Below are 14,431 nucleotides of genomic sequence, written 5' to 3'. Positions count from 1 at the left end.
GACTGCAACTGCGACTGCAACTGCGACTAAAACTACTCCTCCAAACTCAAAGTGGCCATAATAGGATAATGATCGGAATAATGTTCATTGTACGCCTTAAACCCATTTACCGTAAAGGCTTCATCTGAAAAGCGATATGTTTTATTTTGAAGTCTCAAAGGTGCAAAGTTTCAAAGCTACAGAGTTGCAAAGCTGCAAAGAATCAAAGTCTTGGAATTAAAGATTAACGAATAACGATTTTTGATTTCTGAACAAAACTGCGACTGTGACTGCGACTGTAACTGCGACTGCGACTAAAAACTACTCCTCTAAACTCAAAGTAGCCATAATAGGATAATGATCGGAATAATGTTCATTATACGCCTTAAACCCATTTACCGTAAAGGCTTCATCTGAAAAAATATAATCAATCCGTACTGGAAAGAATTTAAACTCGTAAGTGCGTCCGAACCCATTGCCTGCTTCTTTAAAGGTATCGTTTAAATCACCTTTAATTTTTCTATATACATACGAATAGGCCGTATTATTAAAATCACCACAAATAATCATCTTATAATGGCATTGTTTTTTATGTTCTAAAAATATTTCCGATTGGAACTGTTGTCTTTTAAAGGTGTTCTCAACTTGCTTAAAAATGCGCGATGTACTTTCTTGTTTCAGTTTTTCTACATCAGTATCAATTTTTAAGGATTGCAGATGAATATTGTAAACCCGAATGGTATCTTTTCCTTTAACAATGTCAACAAAAATGGCATTATTATTCGTATTTGGAAATTCTAAAGAGCCTGAATTTACTATTGGAAACTTAGATAAAATAATTTGCCCGGTATGGATTTTTTTTCCTGAAATTTTTTCAAATTTATGTTTAAAAAAGGTCAAATCAACTTGTGAACTTGGTCGATAATCTTGAATACATAAGACATCGGGAGCTTCAGTTTTTATAAAATCGACTATTTTGGTGTCAATATCTTTTTCGGGAATCCATTTATACAAATTAAATAATCGCACGTTATAATTCATAACTTTGATGTTATTGGGATTTTCTACCTTTTTTGAAGATGAGAATCTATACAACGACCCAAACACTATTTGTCCTACTAAAAGCACCACTAACGATATAATAAGCTGCTTTCTAACTCTAAGCAACCAATATAAAAAAAACAGTACATTACATAAAATCAAGAAAGGCACTCCTAAACTAAGTACAGACAATACAGAAAACGCTTTTGGAGGTAAAAAAGGTAAGGCATAAGCTAGTAATAGAACAGCTGCTACCAATACATTGATAACGTAGATGATTTTATTTATACCTTTAAGTTTTTTCATGTTCTTATTAATGACGGCTGACTGATGACGGTTGACCGACAACTATGGACCACATAAAAATCTTATTTTAAATTGTTCCTAAATAGCACCATCCTATTCATTATAATAATTTTCAAATCGTTATATAGACATATAATTTCTTCTACTTGTTTTTATGTAAACACATTACAACTTCCGCTAGATGACAAATAGGAAATCCAATGAATTTTCTTTATTCTAGATTAGGTTGATCCATAGAGTCTTTTGGTACATTAGCTATAGAATCAGAAACTCTTAATTGATGGCATCAATCATCTGTTTCTTTTTTTTAACTGCTACTTCCCTGACCTAAATAAAAACTCCTTTTCTTCTGCCGTTAAACTATCGTAACCGCTTTTGCTTATTTTATCTAAAATAACATCTATTTTCTTTTGAGTATTAAACTCATTAAAATCAGCTTTAGTATATCCGCCAACTTTACTTTTATCTTTATATACCGTTTTTAATGGTCCCTTTTTTGACGTTTTAAACATATTGACAACAAAATCCATAAAACGTTCAAATCCTTTACCTATATCATCGCCTTTTAATAATTGCTTTGCGTAAAAATAACCCAATAACGCGCCACCTAAATGCGCTAAATTCCCTCCAGCATTACCTGTTTCGAGATTGCTTATTCCTGTAAAAACGCCTAAGACATCTAAAATTACAATAGCTAAACCAATATACCAAAGTTTAATATTGAAGGCAAAAAAACGTATCTCTTGATTGGGCATATAAGCACACAGAAAAATTAACAATGCCCTTACCGCTGCCGATGCCCCAACTAAATTAGAATTAGTACCAAACACACTTGGAAACAAGGTGTAGCATAACATAAATAACAATCCCCCAAACATGGCCCCAAGAAAGTAAATATTTAAAGCCATTTTAGCGCTAAATAAATTTAAGAACATACGCCCAATAACATACAGCCAAAGCATATTAAAAAGAATATGCCAAAAGTCATAATGCACAAAAGCATAAGTAATAAGTGCCCAAGGCTTTACTATAAAATCACCTAAACTACTGGGTAATTCAAACCAATTCAGTTTAAAAAAAAATGTTAGAATGTATATAACTAGATTAACAGCTATAATTTTTTCTAAAACATTAAGACGAGATAATTTATATTTTATGTCGTTAGTCAAACTCATTAATACCAACGGTTTTTGTTAAACTGATTTTTTTTCCAATACCACATAATGAGAAACCCAGTGAGTGCTCCCCCAACGTGTGCCATGTATGCTGTATTACTCGGACTGAAAAATGATTGTCCCGTAATGCCCGATATTAAATCTAAAATAATAATACCAGGTATAAAATATTTAGCCTTTATAGGAATGGGCAAAAATATAAGCATCAATTCTGCATTCGGGTTCATCATCCCAAAAGCTGCCATAATACCCATTAAACATCCCGATGCTCCTACCATAGACGCATTAAACACTTGGAATATACCTTGTAATTCTAAAAATTGAGTTTGCGTTACCCCTTCTAAAACTTTACTGGTAGTAAGCATATAATGGATTTGATCTGAATTCAACCCCGAAACTATTAAAGAATTATAGCTGGGTATGTATTGAAAATAATAATACCCCAATTGCAACGCAACAGCCCCTAAGCCGGCAGAAAAATAAATAAACAAAAAGCGTTTGGAACCTAAAACATGTTCTACGGGAGAACCGAACATCCACAAAGCAAACATGTTAAAGAATAAATGCATCCCCCCACCGTGCATAAACATGTGCGTAATTATTTGCCAATATTGAAACGATTCGTTTTTTGGAAAATGCAACGCAAACCAATCATAAAACAACACGCCACCACCAATGGTTAACGTACCGACAAACATAATCACGTTAATAATTATTAAATGCTTAACGGTTTCAGAAATTCGCATCATAGTTTTAATCTTTCTTATAAAGTAAAAAAGTAATTTTAAAAAACCTTTCGATTTTAGTTTATCTTGAGCGTAGTCGAAAGGCTCAAGGTGATAATAATTACCTGCTTCTTTGTTTTATATAAATTTTTTATCTAACTCGTCAACACTCATCGTTATAAATGTTGTTCGGTTAGTAGGTGACACATTGGGTTCTTTACATGCAAATAGTTTATTTACCAAATGCTCTTGCTCATCTTTTTGTAACGATTGTCCTCTTTTAATCGCTAAACTTTTCGCCATCGATTTTGCCAATAAATCAGTCGCGCTAAAATGAGTATCGGGTACTTCATTTTCAACATCACCAATTAATTGTTCCAAAATAATGGACACTTCACTTTCTGGAACCGATACGGGAACACCTGTGATTTCAATCGTTTCATTAGTAACGTTTGAAAACACAAAACCTGTATGTTCTAAGTCTTCTTTTAATTGGCTGATAATTTGAATCTCCTGTGAAGAAAAATGCAACTCCAAAGGAAATAATAATTGTTGACTCACCCCTTCCTTAATAGTTAAATTATTAAGAAAATCTTCATATAGAATGCGTTGGTGCGCCCGGTGCTGGTCGATAACCAACATACCCGATTTTATGGTGCTTACGATGTACTTATTATGAAGTTGGTAGGTGGTTTTTGTTTGCTCAATTTTATTCTCGTCACTAAACGCCGACATGGTCGTTTCTTCGCTTTCAAAATGTACTTCGCTAAAATCATGATCGGTTTTGGTGCCTTTAGACTCTAATCCTACATACAAACTTTCCCAATGGCTTGGAGCTTGCTTTTTAAAAGCTGTTGTTTGCTTTCCAGATGCATAGCTTTCCTTGAATGGATTAAAACTCCTATCTACTTCAATTATAGGCGTGCTTGTCTCTTTATTGTTGTAATGATATGGTGTATCTAAGCTGGCATCACGTTCAAAATCAAGCACCGGTGCAATATTAAACTGTCCCAAACTGTGTTTTACCGCCGAACGCAATAAGGCATAAAGCGTATGCTCATCATCAAACTTAATCTCTGTTTTTGTAGGATGTATATTGATATCAATAGTTTGCGGATTAACCGTTAAGTTTAAAAAATAACTAGGATGGTTACCACTTTTTAACAACCCTTCGAACGCCGATGAGATGGCGTGGTTTAAATAGGGACTTTTTATAAATCTATCATTTACAAAAAAATACTGCTCGCCCCTGGTTTTCTTTGCATACTCTGGTTTTCCAACAAAACCCGAGATTTTCAGAACCTCGGTTTCTTCTTCAACAGGGACTAATTTTTCATTCGTTTTATTTCCGAAGATATTGACAATACGCTGTCTGTAATTACTAATTGGCAAATTAAACGTTTCGCTTCCGTTGTTATATAAAGCAAAGCTAATATTAGGATGCGCCAAAGCAACACGATGAAACTCATCAATAACATGACGCAGTTCTACAGCATTCGACTTTAAAAAATTACGTCGCGCCGGAATATTAAAAAAAAGATTCTTTACGGAAATTGAGGTGCCCTTTGGTGTCACTACAACTTCTTGGGACACAACGCTACTGCCTTCTATAACAATGCTATTTCCAACCTCGTCTTGTTCTTGTTTGGTTTTTAATTCTACATGTGCAATAGCCGCAATACTTGCCAAGGCTTCTCCACGAAACCCTTTTGTGTGTAAACGAAATAAATCGTCGGCAGTACGAATCTTGGAAGTAGCATGACGCTCGAAACTCAATCGGGCATCGGTAGTACTCATGCCCTTACCGTTATCAATAACTTGAACTAGGGTTTTTCCAGCGTCTTTTATAATAAGCTTAATAACTGTCGCATTGGCATCAATAGCATTTTCTAATAATTCTTTAACTACCGAAGCAGGACGTTGTACAACTTCTCCAGCTGCTATTTGATTTGCTACATGATCTGGTAATAGCTGTATAATGTCTGCCATGTACTTATTTGGAAAAGAAGATGGATAAATCGAATTCGATGATCGCTAAAAATATAAAAACCAGTACAGCAACAATAATTAAAATACGTTTATCGACTTGTTTATCTGGATTATTCTTTAAATCATCTAAAGCGTTGTTCAATTTTGCTTTAAAGCCTACATTACCGCCAACGGTTTTTCTATGTTCATCAAATTTATGTTTAATTTCAAATGGATTCCCTTCACCTTTATCATCAAAATAACGTGGTGTATAACTAAATTTTTTATTTTTTCTCAGTTTTAAAATTCCCATAATCTCTAAGTTTTTGGTTACATATATTTCTTCTCTAACAAATACATGCAAATCAATAATAATACCAAAACTATGATGAGTGTTCGCATTGGCATAGCGCCTTTTGCTTTTCGGCTTCTTTCGCTATTACGTTTCCATTTAGAAACAAAATCCATCTTCTTAGAATCTTCTAAGTCGTTATCTAATTCCTTTCCTTTCGAAAAAGGAGATTGGTAACTAAAGGCTTTATGTTTGCGCTGTTTCAACAAAGTGAATACGTTCTTATCCCTCAAAAATACTTAAAAATAGGCAGAAACTAAGAATAGAATTGCTAAAAAATGTTAACAGTTGGTTGGGAAGTTATAAAGTGGAAAGGTTATGAGGCTATATGGTTATTAGGTTATATAGTTACAGAGGTGCAAAGTTGTAAAGTGGCAAAGACGCAAAGTTACAAAGTCAAATCTCATAAACTTTTAAACTCTGTAACTCAGAAACTCCCAACCTTTGAAACTCTCAATCTCTGAAACTTTGAAGCTCTGAAACTTTGAAACTTTGAAACTCTGAAACTCGTTTAACTATTTTTCCGTAACTCAGCCATTTTAATAGCGGCAATGGCGGCTTCCGTACCTTTGTTACCGTGTTTCCCTCCTGAACGATCGATAGATTGTTGCATGGTATTATCGGTAAGTACACAGAAAATTACAGGTGTTTCGTGTAATACGTTAAGGTCTTTAATACCTTGTGTTACGCCTTCGCAAACAAAATCGAAATGTTTGGTTTCACCTTGAATAACGCAACCAATGGCAATAACAGCATTAACCATTTGTTGCTGCATTTTTTTACTGCCATAAATAAGTTCGAAGCTTCCAGGAACGTCCCAACGGATAATATTACTTGGCAACGCACCATTTTCAATAAGCGCATCATAAGCACCTTGGAACAAACCTTCGGTAATTGTATCGTTCCATTCTGAAACAACAATCCCAAACCGAAACTTGCTCGCATTTGGGATTGTTGTCTTATCGTAATCGGATAAATTTTTGTTTGCCGTAGCCATATTATTTATTTGCCAATACTTGAGCTTTGCCAATAAACACATCGATTGTTCCAGCTTCAGATGAGCTTGGATACTCTTCTTTTATTCTGTTGAAATAAGTAAGTGCCTTATCAGCTTTACCTAACTCTAAAGCAGTAATACCTGCTTTATATAAATACATAGGTGTTGTGTATTCATTATTACGTAATTCTGCAGCTTGCTCATAATAATCCAAAGCATCTTCTGATTGGTTTAACTGTGCGAACGCATCACCAATATTTCCTTTAGCTAAAGGCGCTAATATTTCATCATCACTTTTAAAATTACTTAAATGTTCTATGGCTTTTTTATAATCCTTTAAATGCAAATAAGCAGTTCCCGCATAATAATTAGCTAAGTTGGCAGATGGTGTACCACTGTGTTCCTCAATAATATCCAGCATCCCAAATTTTCCTTCACCACCTTTTAACGCTAAAGTGTAAAGTGAATCTTTTGCAGTACCATTTACAGCGTCGTTAAAATATTTCTGTGCTTGAAACATATCGTTCATTGCTGTTGCTTGCTTCGGTTTTGCAATAAATTCGTTATAACCTAAATATCCTAACACTACTGCAGCAGCGATACCTATAATAATAAAAATATATTTTTGATTCTTTTCTACAAAAGCTTCAGTTTTTGATGCCGACTCATCAAGTGTATTAAAAACTTCGGCAGTCGTAGAATGTTGTTCTAATTCCTCTACCTTTTCTTCTTTTGTTTTAGGTTTGTATCCTCTTTTATTATAAGTTGCCATCTATCTAGTCTAAAATTAATGCGCCGCAAAAATATAATTTTTCTTCATAACTAAAAGGGTATTTATTTGATATTTTTCAATAATTTGCACTTCCTTTTAAAGAGTCGCGCCTTCTGTGTACCATTTAAGTTAACTTTTTTATGATTTTAAAATCACTTTCATTACTAAATTACAAGAATTTCGATAGTAAATCATTCATTTTCAATGATAAGATTAATTGTATTGTTGGCAATAATGGTATGGGAAAAACAAATGTTTTAGATGCTATTTATCATTTATCCTTTGGGAAAAGTTATTTTAACCCGGTTGCGACTCAAAATATAAAGCATGATGAAGACTTTTTTGTGATTCATGGTGATTACGAAAAAGACCAAAAAATTGAAAAAGTGGTTATTAGCTTAAAACGCGGACAAACCAAAGTGATTAAACGCAATGGCAAACCCTATGAAAAGTTTAGTGAACATATAGGTTTCTTGCCCTTAGTTATTATTTCGCCAGCCGATAGGGATTTAATTATTGAAGGTAGCGAAACCCGTCGGAAGTTCATTGATAGCGTCATTTCACAAAGTGATAAAAACTACTTAAGCAATCTAATAAGTTACAATAAAATACTGGCACAACGCAACGCACTACTAAAGTATTTCGCATTAAACCACACCTTTAACAAAGACACTTTAGACGTTTACAACAACCAATTAAACGATTTTGGTACCGTGATTTTTGAAAAACGTGACGCTTTTTTAAAAACATTCATCCCCATTTTTAAAGCGCGTTACGAAGCTATAAGCAATGGCAACGAAGCGGTTGAATTAAATTACCACAGCGATTTGTTTGAAGACAACCTAAATACGCTTCTGCAAAAAAACATTAACAAAGACAAAGCCTTACAATATACAGGTGTTGGCATCCACAAAGACGATTTACATTTTAATATCGAAAGCCATCCTATTAAAAAGTTCGGAAGTCAAGGACAGCAAAAATCGTTTTTAATAGCTTTAAAATTGGCACAGTTCGATTTTATAAAAACACACAGTAATATAAACCCCATTTTATTGCTTGACGATATTTTTGATAAATTAGATGAAAATCGTGTGGCCCAAATCATTAAATTAGTGGATAATGAAAATTTTGGACAACTTTTTATAAGTGATACACATGCCGAACGAACGGAGAATGCCGTGAAGCAAGTACACCAAAGCTATGAGATTTTCAAATTATAAAATAGAAAAGACCATCAACCAGTAACCATCATCCAACAATGGCAAAACGCAACAACGAACATATAAGTATATCCGATGCCCTTAAAGAATTTGTTGAAACCAATAAATTGGAAAAAGGCCTAAATAAAGTAAATGTAGCCGATGCTTGGGCAAACCTTATGGGCAATGGCGTTAACAACTACACCACATCTGTAAATTTAGAACGCGACACCCTTTACATACAACTTAGTTCGAGTGTTTTAAGAGAAGAATTAAGTTATGGCAAAGAAAAAATTATTAAGATGCTCAATGAAGAATTGGGAAAGGAAATTATTAAAAAATTGATTTTAAGATAATTAGATGATTGCGTATAAAATAAAAAAACCAATAAAAAGCATCAGCTTACAAAAAATTATACTACCTTTGTTCCTTTAATTTTTATAAATAAACATAATGAGTAAAGGTACCGTAAAATTCTTCAATGATTCTAAAGGTTTTGGATTTATCACTGAAGATGACAACAACAAAGAACATTTCGTACACATTTCAGGACTTATCGATGAAATTCGTGAAGGTGATGCCGTAGAATTCGATCTACAAGAAGGTAGAAAGGGATTAAACGCCGTAAACGTAAAAGTAATCTAATACATATACTTTAACAATTACAATTAAAAGTCTATCAATCAATTTGATAGACTTTTTTGTTTGATTTCACTTCAAAAATAAATTAATTGAAAAATATAGGGTATATGATGATATTTAGCAGTACTTTTGAAGTAATTAATAATTAATATTTACAACATGAGTAAAGGCAACGTAAAATTCTTCAATGATTCTAAAGGTTTTGGATTCATCACTGAAGATGACAACAACAAAGAACATTTCGTACACATTTCAGGACTTATCGATGAAATTCGTGAAGGTGATGCCGTAGAATTCGATCTACAAGAAGGCAAAAAAGGTTTAAACGCCGTAAACGTAAAAGTAATCTAATACATATACTTTAACAGTTACAATTAAAAGTCTATCAATCATTTTGATAGACTTTTTTGTTTTTGAACTCATCTTGGCTTTTTTGATTGAAGCGAAAAACATCCTTTACGCAAGCTGACCCGTTCGCTAAAATAACCCATCGGGTTATTTTTATACGCTCCGTCCTTCAGATGTTAGCTTTTTAGCACTTCATAGCATCGCTACTGAGTAAAAAAATAGGTGAAATATGAGACAAAAAGATCATTTTGCAGCCAATTGAAAAAAGTCAAAATGAGTTCTTTATAAGCTTTCTGAAAAAACATTTTTTTTTTAATAATTTTTTACATTACATTTATATTATTAATTTAATAATTTAAAGTATGAGTAAAGGAACAGTTAAATTCTTCAACGATGCCAAAGGATTTGGTTTTATAGTTGAAGACGGTTCGAAAAAAGAGCATTTTGTTCACATTTCAGGTTTAATTGACGAAGTTCGCGAGGGCGACGAAGTTGAATTTGAATTAAAAGAAGGTAAAAAAGGATTAAACGCGGTAAATGTAAAAGTAATTTAATAAATACTATTTAATTTTTTTTAAGACACAAAAAATCCCGTAACCATGTTGCGGGATTTTCTATTTATAAACTGAGAGACTGTTTAAACGAGTTCACTCAAAAAGTTTTAAAACATCTCTCTTCCAGAAAAATGAAAAGCACTTTCAATAGCAGCATTTTCATCACTATCACTTCCGTGTACTGCATTTTCACTTATAGAATCTGCAAACAATTTTCTAATGGTACCTTCGGCAGCATCAGCAGGATTTGTAGCACCAATTAAGGTTCTAAAATCTTCAACTGCATTGTCTTTTTCTAAAATTGCAGCTACTATTGGGCCGCGTGTCATATATTCAACCAACTCACCAAAAAACGGACGCTCATTATGTATAGCATAAAAAGTTTGCGCATCTTTAGTCGTCATTTGTGTTAATTTCATTGCAACAATTCTAAATCCTGAAGCTGAAATTTTTTCTAATATTGCTCCAATATGCCCTTTCTCTACAGCATCTGGCTTTAGCATTGTAAATGTTCTATTTGTTGCCATTGTTTTGTTTTAATTTTGTTCAGTTAAAATAATTTGATAAATAGGTCTTGAGTTACAAAAAACAATTTTTCAGAAAACAGACCAACTAATCTCATATGATTTTGCTGCAAAAGTAAGGTATTTATCAATAAAAACAAGTCTGTCAATTTTAAAAAAATTGTATCTTCGTCACCTATGAATAAGCAAGATATTTCGAATACAAAACAGTTATTATCAACCTCAAAAAAAATAGTAATTGTACCTCATAAAAACCCCGATGGTGATGCCATTGGTTCCATATTGGGACTCTACCATTATCTTTTAAAAAGCAATCATCAAGTACAAGTTATAACACCTAATGACTACCCAAACTTTTTAAAGTGGATTCCAGGTGAGCAAAACATTTTAAAACACGATTCGCAAACAAAAAAATGTGATGATATCATTAATGATGCTGATATTATATTTACTCTAGATTTCAATGCGCTTCATAGGACTGGGAGTATGGAAACGGTTTTAGAGGCAAGTAAAGCCATTAAAATAATGATTGACCATCACCAAGCACCAGATGATTATGCAACCTATATATTTAGTGATGTTAGCATGAGTTCTACTTGCGAAATGGTCTATCATTTTATTGATATGTTAGGCGATTTGAATGTTATCGACATTAATATTGCAACGTGTTTGTATGTAGGGATTATGACCGATACGGGCTCGTTTAGATTTTCTTCCACTAGCAGTAAAACCCATCGGGTTATAGCTGATTTAATTGACAAAGGCGCCAACAACTCCGAAATCCATAATAACGTTTACGATACCAATAGCTACAAAAGTTTACAATTATTGGGGTGTGCACTGACCAATTTAAAAGTCATTCCAGAATCCAAAACGGCTTACATAACCCTTTCCCAAGAAGAACTAAACCGATACGATTTCAAAAAAGGGGATACAGAAGGTATTGTAAATTATGGTTTGTCATTAGAAAATATAGTTTTGGCTGCTATCTTTATAGAAGACAAACAAGAAGGTATTGTAAAAATTTCATTGCGTTCTAAAGGCAGCTTTTCTGTAAATGACATGTCTAGAACACATTTTGATGGTGGTGGTCACATAAATGCCGCTGGCGGAAAAAGCAATTTATCTTTAAAAGATACCGTTGAAAAATTTATTAGTATATTGCCTAGTTATAATAAAGCCCTAAACAATGAATAAACCGTATTTAATAATCGTTATTTTACTAGCTTTTGTTAGCTGTAAACAACCAGAAGCCAGACGCCCGGTTTCTGTGAGTTCTGGTTCTTTTATTAATGCTTCGGTTGAACGAAATAAAAAACTATATGCCCACGAGCAATCTCTAATTGAAAAAATAATAAAGAAAGACAAAGAAAATAATTATATCGCTTCAGAAAGTGGTTTTTGGTATTACTACAATACAAAAGTTGAGATTGATTCTTTAGAAACCCCAAAATTTGGAGATATTGTTAACTACGATTACAATGTAAAAGCACTAAATGGCAGTGTGATATATTCCAAAGAAGAACTTAAAACCCAAAACTACGCTATGGATAGAGAAGAGCTATTTACAGGACTTCGTGAAGGCTTAAAACTTTTAAAAACAGGCGAAACGGCAACCTTTTTATTTCCATCCCAAAAAGCGTATGGCTATTATGGCGACGAACATAAAATAGGAAGCAACAAGCCTATAATTTGCGAAGTCACCATCAATTCTATTACCCAAAATCAAACAAATTAGCATGACCCCATTAAAAATTTCTTTTAAAATTTTATTTATTACTTTATTAATAACTATTACGTCTTGCAAAGCACAATACCCAGACCTAGAAGATGGTATGTATGCAGAGTTCGTTACTACGAAAGGCACTATGGTCGCTAAATTAGCTTTCGAGAAAACACCTATTACCGTTGCTAATTTTGTATCGCTTGCAGAAGGCACCAACACAATGGTTGATAGCGCTTATAAAGGAAAAAAGTTTTTTAACGGCACCATTTTCCACCGTGTTATTGATAGTTTTATGATTCAAGGTGGCGACCCAACAGGTACGGGTGCCGGAAGTCCTGGATATAAATTTTTAGATGAGTTTCACCCCGATTTAAAACATGATAAACCTGGTATGTTATCTATGGCGAATTCAGGTCCAAAAACCAATGGCAGTCAGTTTTTTATAACGGAAAAACCTACGCCGTTTTTAGATAACAAACATGCCGTTTTTGGCGAATTGGTTTTAGGTTTGGATGTACAAGATAGTATTTCAAATGTAAAAACAGATTCAAACGACAAACCTCTTGAAGCTGTTGTTATTAAAGAACTAAACATTATAAGAAAAGGAAAAGCAGCCAAAACGTTTGATGCTCCTAAAGTTTTTATTAATCATTTTGCTGAAGCTGAAAAACTGGAAAAAGAAAAAGCAGCCAAAGCCGAAGCGCTTTTAAACGCTACTAAAGATAAATTTAAAAAACAAAGGGAACAGGCTACCACCCTAGCTTCCGGTTTAAAATATACCATTACCGAAAAAGGCACTGGTGCCAATTTAAAAGAGACTAGCAAGGTTTTAACGAACTACACCTTATTTCTTGAAGACGGCAAAATACTTGACACTAACAAACTAGAAATAGCTGAAACGTTTGGCATTGTTAATGAGCACCGAAAAGCGGCCAATCAATACCAGCCCATCGTGGCCAATTTAAGTCCTAATGCACAAATGATTGCTGGATTTAAGGAAGGCTTACAACAATTGCAGGTAGGCGACAAAGCAACTCTATTCATTCCGTATCATCTGGCATACGGTGAAACAGGAAACAGAGCGATTCCTCCAAAAACCAATTTAATTTTTGAAGTTGAAATTTTAGAACTTCAAAAGTAATTTCGAAAAAAGCATAAAGCATATTAATAAAACGCTGAAAATTATAAATCTATGTACCTATTAAAATTTGACTGGAATCCCATAACAGGTATCGACATTATTGGAAATTTTAAATTACACTTTTACAGCCTTATGTGGGTGGTTGCCTTTGTTTTGGGCTGGTACATTATGAAGCGTATTTTTACAAAAGAAAAAGTATCCTTAGAATATCTAGACCCTTTATTTATATACACCGTTTTAGCGACTATGATTGGTGCACGTTTAGGGCATGTATTATTTTATCAATCGGAGTTAATTTCTCAAGATTTTTTCAGCATCTTTCTACCTTTTAAATTTAAAGGTGGTTTTGAATTCACAGGTTTCCAAGGACTTGCAAGCCACGGTGCTGCTATCGGTATTATTATTGGCATGTATTTATACCGTAAAAAATACAACTACAAATCGTTACTTTGGATTTTAGACCGTGTCGTTATTTCGGTAGCTTCGGGTGCTATTTTTATCCGTATTGGCAACTTTATAAATTCTGAAATTATTGGAAAAGTTACCGATTCTTCTTTTGGTGTTCGGTTTATTCAAGATGAATACTATAAAAACCAAATCGTGCAATTAACGGGGATCAACGATGTCCAGAAAGCATATAATGCCGTTACCGATAACCCTCAGTTTGTTGAGCTATTAAATGCAGTTCCATACCGTCACCCTGCGCAATTATACGAATCGTTTTGTTATATTTTTGTATTTTTAATTTTATGGTATTTCTACTCTAAAACAACAAAAAGAGACCAAACCGGATTCCTTTTTGGCTTGTTTTTAATTTTATTATGGACGGTACGTTTCTTTGTAGAGTTTGTAAAAGAACCACAAGGTGATGAATATATAGATTGGTTTGGATTAAATACCGGGCAATGGTTAAGCATTCCGTTTATAGGTATTGGTCTGTATTTTATGTTTGTTTACAAACCCAAAACCGCCGTTAAATAAG

The 14,431-nt window shown here is 33.5% G+C and carries 18 protein-coding genes; 9 read left to right on the top strand and 9 right to left on the bottom strand.

Features of this window, described 5'->3' with window-relative positions; all coding sequences use genetic code 11:
* Nucleotides 1-300: 300 nt before the first annotated feature.
* The 8 genes from CJ739_RS11620 to CJ739_RS11580 form a co-directional block, all read right to left on the bottom strand.
* Entirely contained in the window at nt 301-1,326 is a 1,026-nt protein-coding gene (locus tag CJ739_RS11620) for an endonuclease/exonuclease/phosphatase family protein (protein WP_117175459.1), read from the bottom strand.
* Nucleotides 1,327-1,640: 314 nt separating this feature from the next.
* Complete coding sequence (locus tag CJ739_RS11615; RefSeq protein WP_117175457.1) at nt 1,641-2,501, bottom strand: rhomboid family protein; 861 nt, start codon at nt 2,499-2,501, stop codon at nt 1,641-1,643.
* Entirely contained in the window at nt 2,501-3,250 is a 750-nt protein-coding gene (locus tag CJ739_RS11610; protein ID WP_117175454.1) for a rhomboid family intramembrane serine protease, read from the bottom strand. Before CJ739_RS11610 ends, CJ739_RS11615 begins: the two co-directional genes overlap by 1 nt.
* 114 nt (nt 3,251-3,364) lie before the next feature.
* The gene (gene mutL, locus CJ739_RS11605) at nt 3,365-5,215 is read right to left on the bottom strand and encodes a DNA mismatch repair endonuclease MutL (RefSeq protein ID WP_117175452.1); all 1,851 of its coding nucleotides are present in this window, start codon (nt 5,213-5,215) and stop codon (nt 3,365-3,367) included.
* A 4-nt stretch (nt 5,216-5,219) separates the two neighbouring features.
* Nucleotides 5,220-5,507: a riboflavin synthase subunit beta gene (locus tag CJ739_RS11600; RefSeq protein WP_117178932.1), complete on the bottom strand. Its 288-nt coding sequence runs from the start codon at nt 5,505-5,507 to the stop codon at nt 5,220-5,222.
* 17 nt (nt 5,508-5,524) lie between these two features.
* On the bottom strand, nt 5,525-5,752 hold the full coding sequence (locus CJ739_RS11595) for a hypothetical protein (protein WP_117175450.1): 228 nt from the start codon (nt 5,750-5,752) through the stop codon (nt 5,525-5,527).
* A 305-nt stretch (nt 5,753-6,057) separates the two neighbouring features.
* Nucleotides 6,058-6,543: a 6,7-dimethyl-8-ribityllumazine synthase gene (gene ribH / locus CJ739_RS11585; protein WP_117175446.1), complete on the bottom strand. Its 486-nt coding sequence runs from the start codon at nt 6,541-6,543 to the stop codon at nt 6,058-6,060.
* 1 nt (nt 6,544) lies between these two features.
* Nucleotides 6,545-7,315 (bottom strand): tetratricopeptide repeat protein, encoded by a 771-nt coding sequence (locus CJ739_RS11580; RefSeq protein WP_117175444.1) that lies wholly within the window; start codon nt 7,313-7,315, stop codon nt 6,545-6,547.
* Nucleotides 7,316-7,455: 140 nt separating this feature from the next.
* Between CJ739_RS11580 and recF the strand changes: the two genes are divergently transcribed.
* The 5 genes from recF (at nt 7,456) to CJ739_RS11555 (ending at nt 10,058) form a co-directional block, all read left to right on the top strand.
* A complete protein-coding gene (gene recF, locus CJ739_RS11575) occupies nt 7,456-8,535 on the top strand; it encodes a DNA replication/repair protein RecF (protein ID WP_117175442.1) in 1,080 nt (359 codons plus the stop codon).
* A 38-nt stretch (nt 8,536-8,573) separates the two neighbouring features.
* Entirely contained in the window at nt 8,574-8,870 is a 297-nt protein-coding gene (locus CJ739_RS11570; RefSeq protein WP_117175440.1) for a DciA family protein, read from the top strand.
* Between the two features lie 97 nt (nt 8,871-8,967).
* Nucleotides 8,968-9,159 (top strand): cold-shock protein, encoded by a 192-nt coding sequence (locus tag CJ739_RS11565; protein ID WP_034044451.1) that lies wholly within the window; start codon nt 8,968-8,970, stop codon nt 9,157-9,159.
* 156 nt (nt 9,160-9,315) lie between these two features.
* A complete protein-coding gene (locus tag CJ739_RS11560; RefSeq protein WP_117175438.1) occupies nt 9,316-9,507 on the top strand; it encodes a cold-shock protein in 192 nt (63 codons plus the stop codon).
* A gap of 359 nt (nt 9,508-9,866) precedes the next feature.
* Nucleotides 9,867-10,058: a cold-shock protein gene (locus tag CJ739_RS11555; protein WP_117175436.1), complete on the top strand. Its 192-nt coding sequence runs from the start codon at nt 9,867-9,869 to the stop codon at nt 10,056-10,058.
* A gap of 107 nt (nt 10,059-10,165) precedes the next feature.
* On the opposite strand, the gene CJ739_RS11550 is transcribed toward CJ739_RS11555, so the two are convergent.
* Nucleotides 10,166-10,585 (bottom strand): nucleoside-diphosphate kinase, encoded by a 420-nt coding sequence (locus tag CJ739_RS11550; RefSeq protein WP_117175434.1) that lies wholly within the window; start codon nt 10,583-10,585, stop codon nt 10,166-10,168.
* A 174-nt stretch (nt 10,586-10,759) separates the two neighbouring features.
* Between CJ739_RS11550 and CJ739_RS11545 the strand changes: the two genes are divergently transcribed.
* Genes CJ739_RS11545 through lgt form a run of 4 tightly spaced genes read left to right on the top strand, consistent with a single transcriptional unit; the run spans nt 10,760 to nt 14,430 of the window.
* Nucleotides 10,760-11,779 (top strand): DHH family phosphoesterase, encoded by a 1,020-nt coding sequence (locus tag CJ739_RS11545; protein WP_117175432.1) that lies wholly within the window; start codon nt 10,760-10,762, stop codon nt 11,777-11,779.
* Complete coding sequence (gldI, locus tag CJ739_RS11540; protein ID WP_117175430.1) at nt 11,772-12,320, top strand: gliding motility-associated peptidyl-prolyl isomerase GldI; 549 nt, start codon at nt 11,772-11,774, stop codon at nt 12,318-12,320. Before CJ739_RS11545 ends, gldI begins: the two co-directional genes overlap by 8 nt.
* 1 nt (nt 12,321) lies before the next feature.
* Entirely contained in the window at nt 12,322-13,449 is a 1,128-nt protein-coding gene (locus tag CJ739_RS11535; protein WP_117175428.1) for a peptidylprolyl isomerase, read from the top strand.
* A 51-nt stretch (nt 13,450-13,500) separates the two neighbouring features.
* A complete protein-coding gene (gene lgt, locus CJ739_RS11530) occupies nt 13,501-14,430 on the top strand; it encodes a prolipoprotein diacylglyceryl transferase (protein ID WP_117175426.1) in 930 nt (309 codons plus the stop codon).
* Nucleotide 14,431: the final 1 nt, after the last annotated feature.

It is taken from the genome of Mariniflexile sp. TRM1-10, from assembly GCF_003425985.1.
In the GTDB taxonomy this organism is placed as follows: Bacteria; Bacteroidota; Bacteroidia; order Flavobacteriales; family Flavobacteriaceae; genus Mariniflexile.
Note: the sequence above shows the minus strand (reverse complement) of the source record. Positions and strands in the feature narration are given on the sequence as shown.

What these genes read in the sequence shown, in the direction of transcription:
- CJ739_RS11580 (WP_117175444.1), bottom strand. Translation starts at nt 7,315, where the DNA reads ATGGCAACTTATAATAAAAGAGGATACAAACCTAAAACAAAAGAAGAA.
- CJ739_RS11610 (WP_117175454.1), bottom strand. Translation starts at nt 3,250, where the DNA reads ATGATGCGAATTTCTGAAACCGTTAAGCATTTAATAATTATTAACGTG.
- lgt (WP_117175426.1), top strand. Translation starts at nt 13,501, where the DNA reads ATGTACCTATTAAAATTTGACTGGAATCCCATAACAGGTATCGACATT.
- gldI (WP_117175430.1), top strand. Translation starts at nt 11,772, where the DNA reads ATGAATAAACCGTATTTAATAATCGTTATTTTACTAGCTTTTGTTAGC.
- CJ739_RS11565 (WP_034044451.1), top strand. Translation starts at nt 8,968, where the DNA reads ATGAGTAAAGGTACCGTAAAATTCTTCAATGATTCTAAAGGTTTTGGA.
- ribH (WP_117175446.1), bottom strand. Translation starts at nt 6,543, where the DNA reads ATGGCTACGGCAAACAAAAATTTATCCGATTACGATAAGACAACAATC.
- CJ739_RS11560 (WP_117175438.1), top strand. Translation starts at nt 9,316, where the DNA reads ATGAGTAAAGGCAACGTAAAATTCTTCAATGATTCTAAAGGTTTTGGA.
- CJ739_RS11555 (WP_117175436.1), top strand. Translation starts at nt 9,867, where the DNA reads ATGAGTAAAGGAACAGTTAAATTCTTCAACGATGCCAAAGGATTTGGT.
- CJ739_RS11600 (WP_117178932.1), bottom strand. Translation starts at nt 5,507, where the DNA reads ATGGGAATTTTAAAACTGAGAAAAAATAAAAAATTTAGTTATACACCA.
- CJ739_RS11545 (WP_117175432.1), top strand. Translation starts at nt 10,760, where the DNA reads ATGAATAAGCAAGATATTTCGAATACAAAACAGTTATTATCAACCTCA.
- CJ739_RS11535 (WP_117175428.1), top strand. Translation starts at nt 12,322, where the DNA reads ATGACCCCATTAAAAATTTCTTTTAAAATTTTATTTATTACTTTATTA.
- CJ739_RS11615 (WP_117175457.1), bottom strand. Translation starts at nt 2,501, where the DNA reads ATGAGTTTGACTAACGACATAAAATATAAATTATCTCGTCTTAATGTT.
- CJ739_RS11550 (WP_117175434.1), bottom strand. Translation starts at nt 10,585, where the DNA reads ATGGCAACAAATAGAACATTTACAATGCTAAAGCCAGATGCTGTAGAG.
- CJ739_RS11570 (WP_117175440.1), top strand. Translation starts at nt 8,574, where the DNA reads ATGGCAAAACGCAACAACGAACATATAAGTATATCCGATGCCCTTAAA.
- recF (WP_117175442.1), top strand. Translation starts at nt 7,456, where the DNA reads ATGATTTTAAAATCACTTTCATTACTAAATTACAAGAATTTCGATAGT.
- mutL (WP_117175452.1), bottom strand. Translation starts at nt 5,215, where the DNA reads ATGGCAGACATTATACAGCTATTACCAGATCATGTAGCAAATCAAATA.
- CJ739_RS11620 (WP_117175459.1), bottom strand. Translation starts at nt 1,326, where the DNA reads ATGAAAAAACTTAAAGGTATAAATAAAATCATCTACGTTATCAATGTA.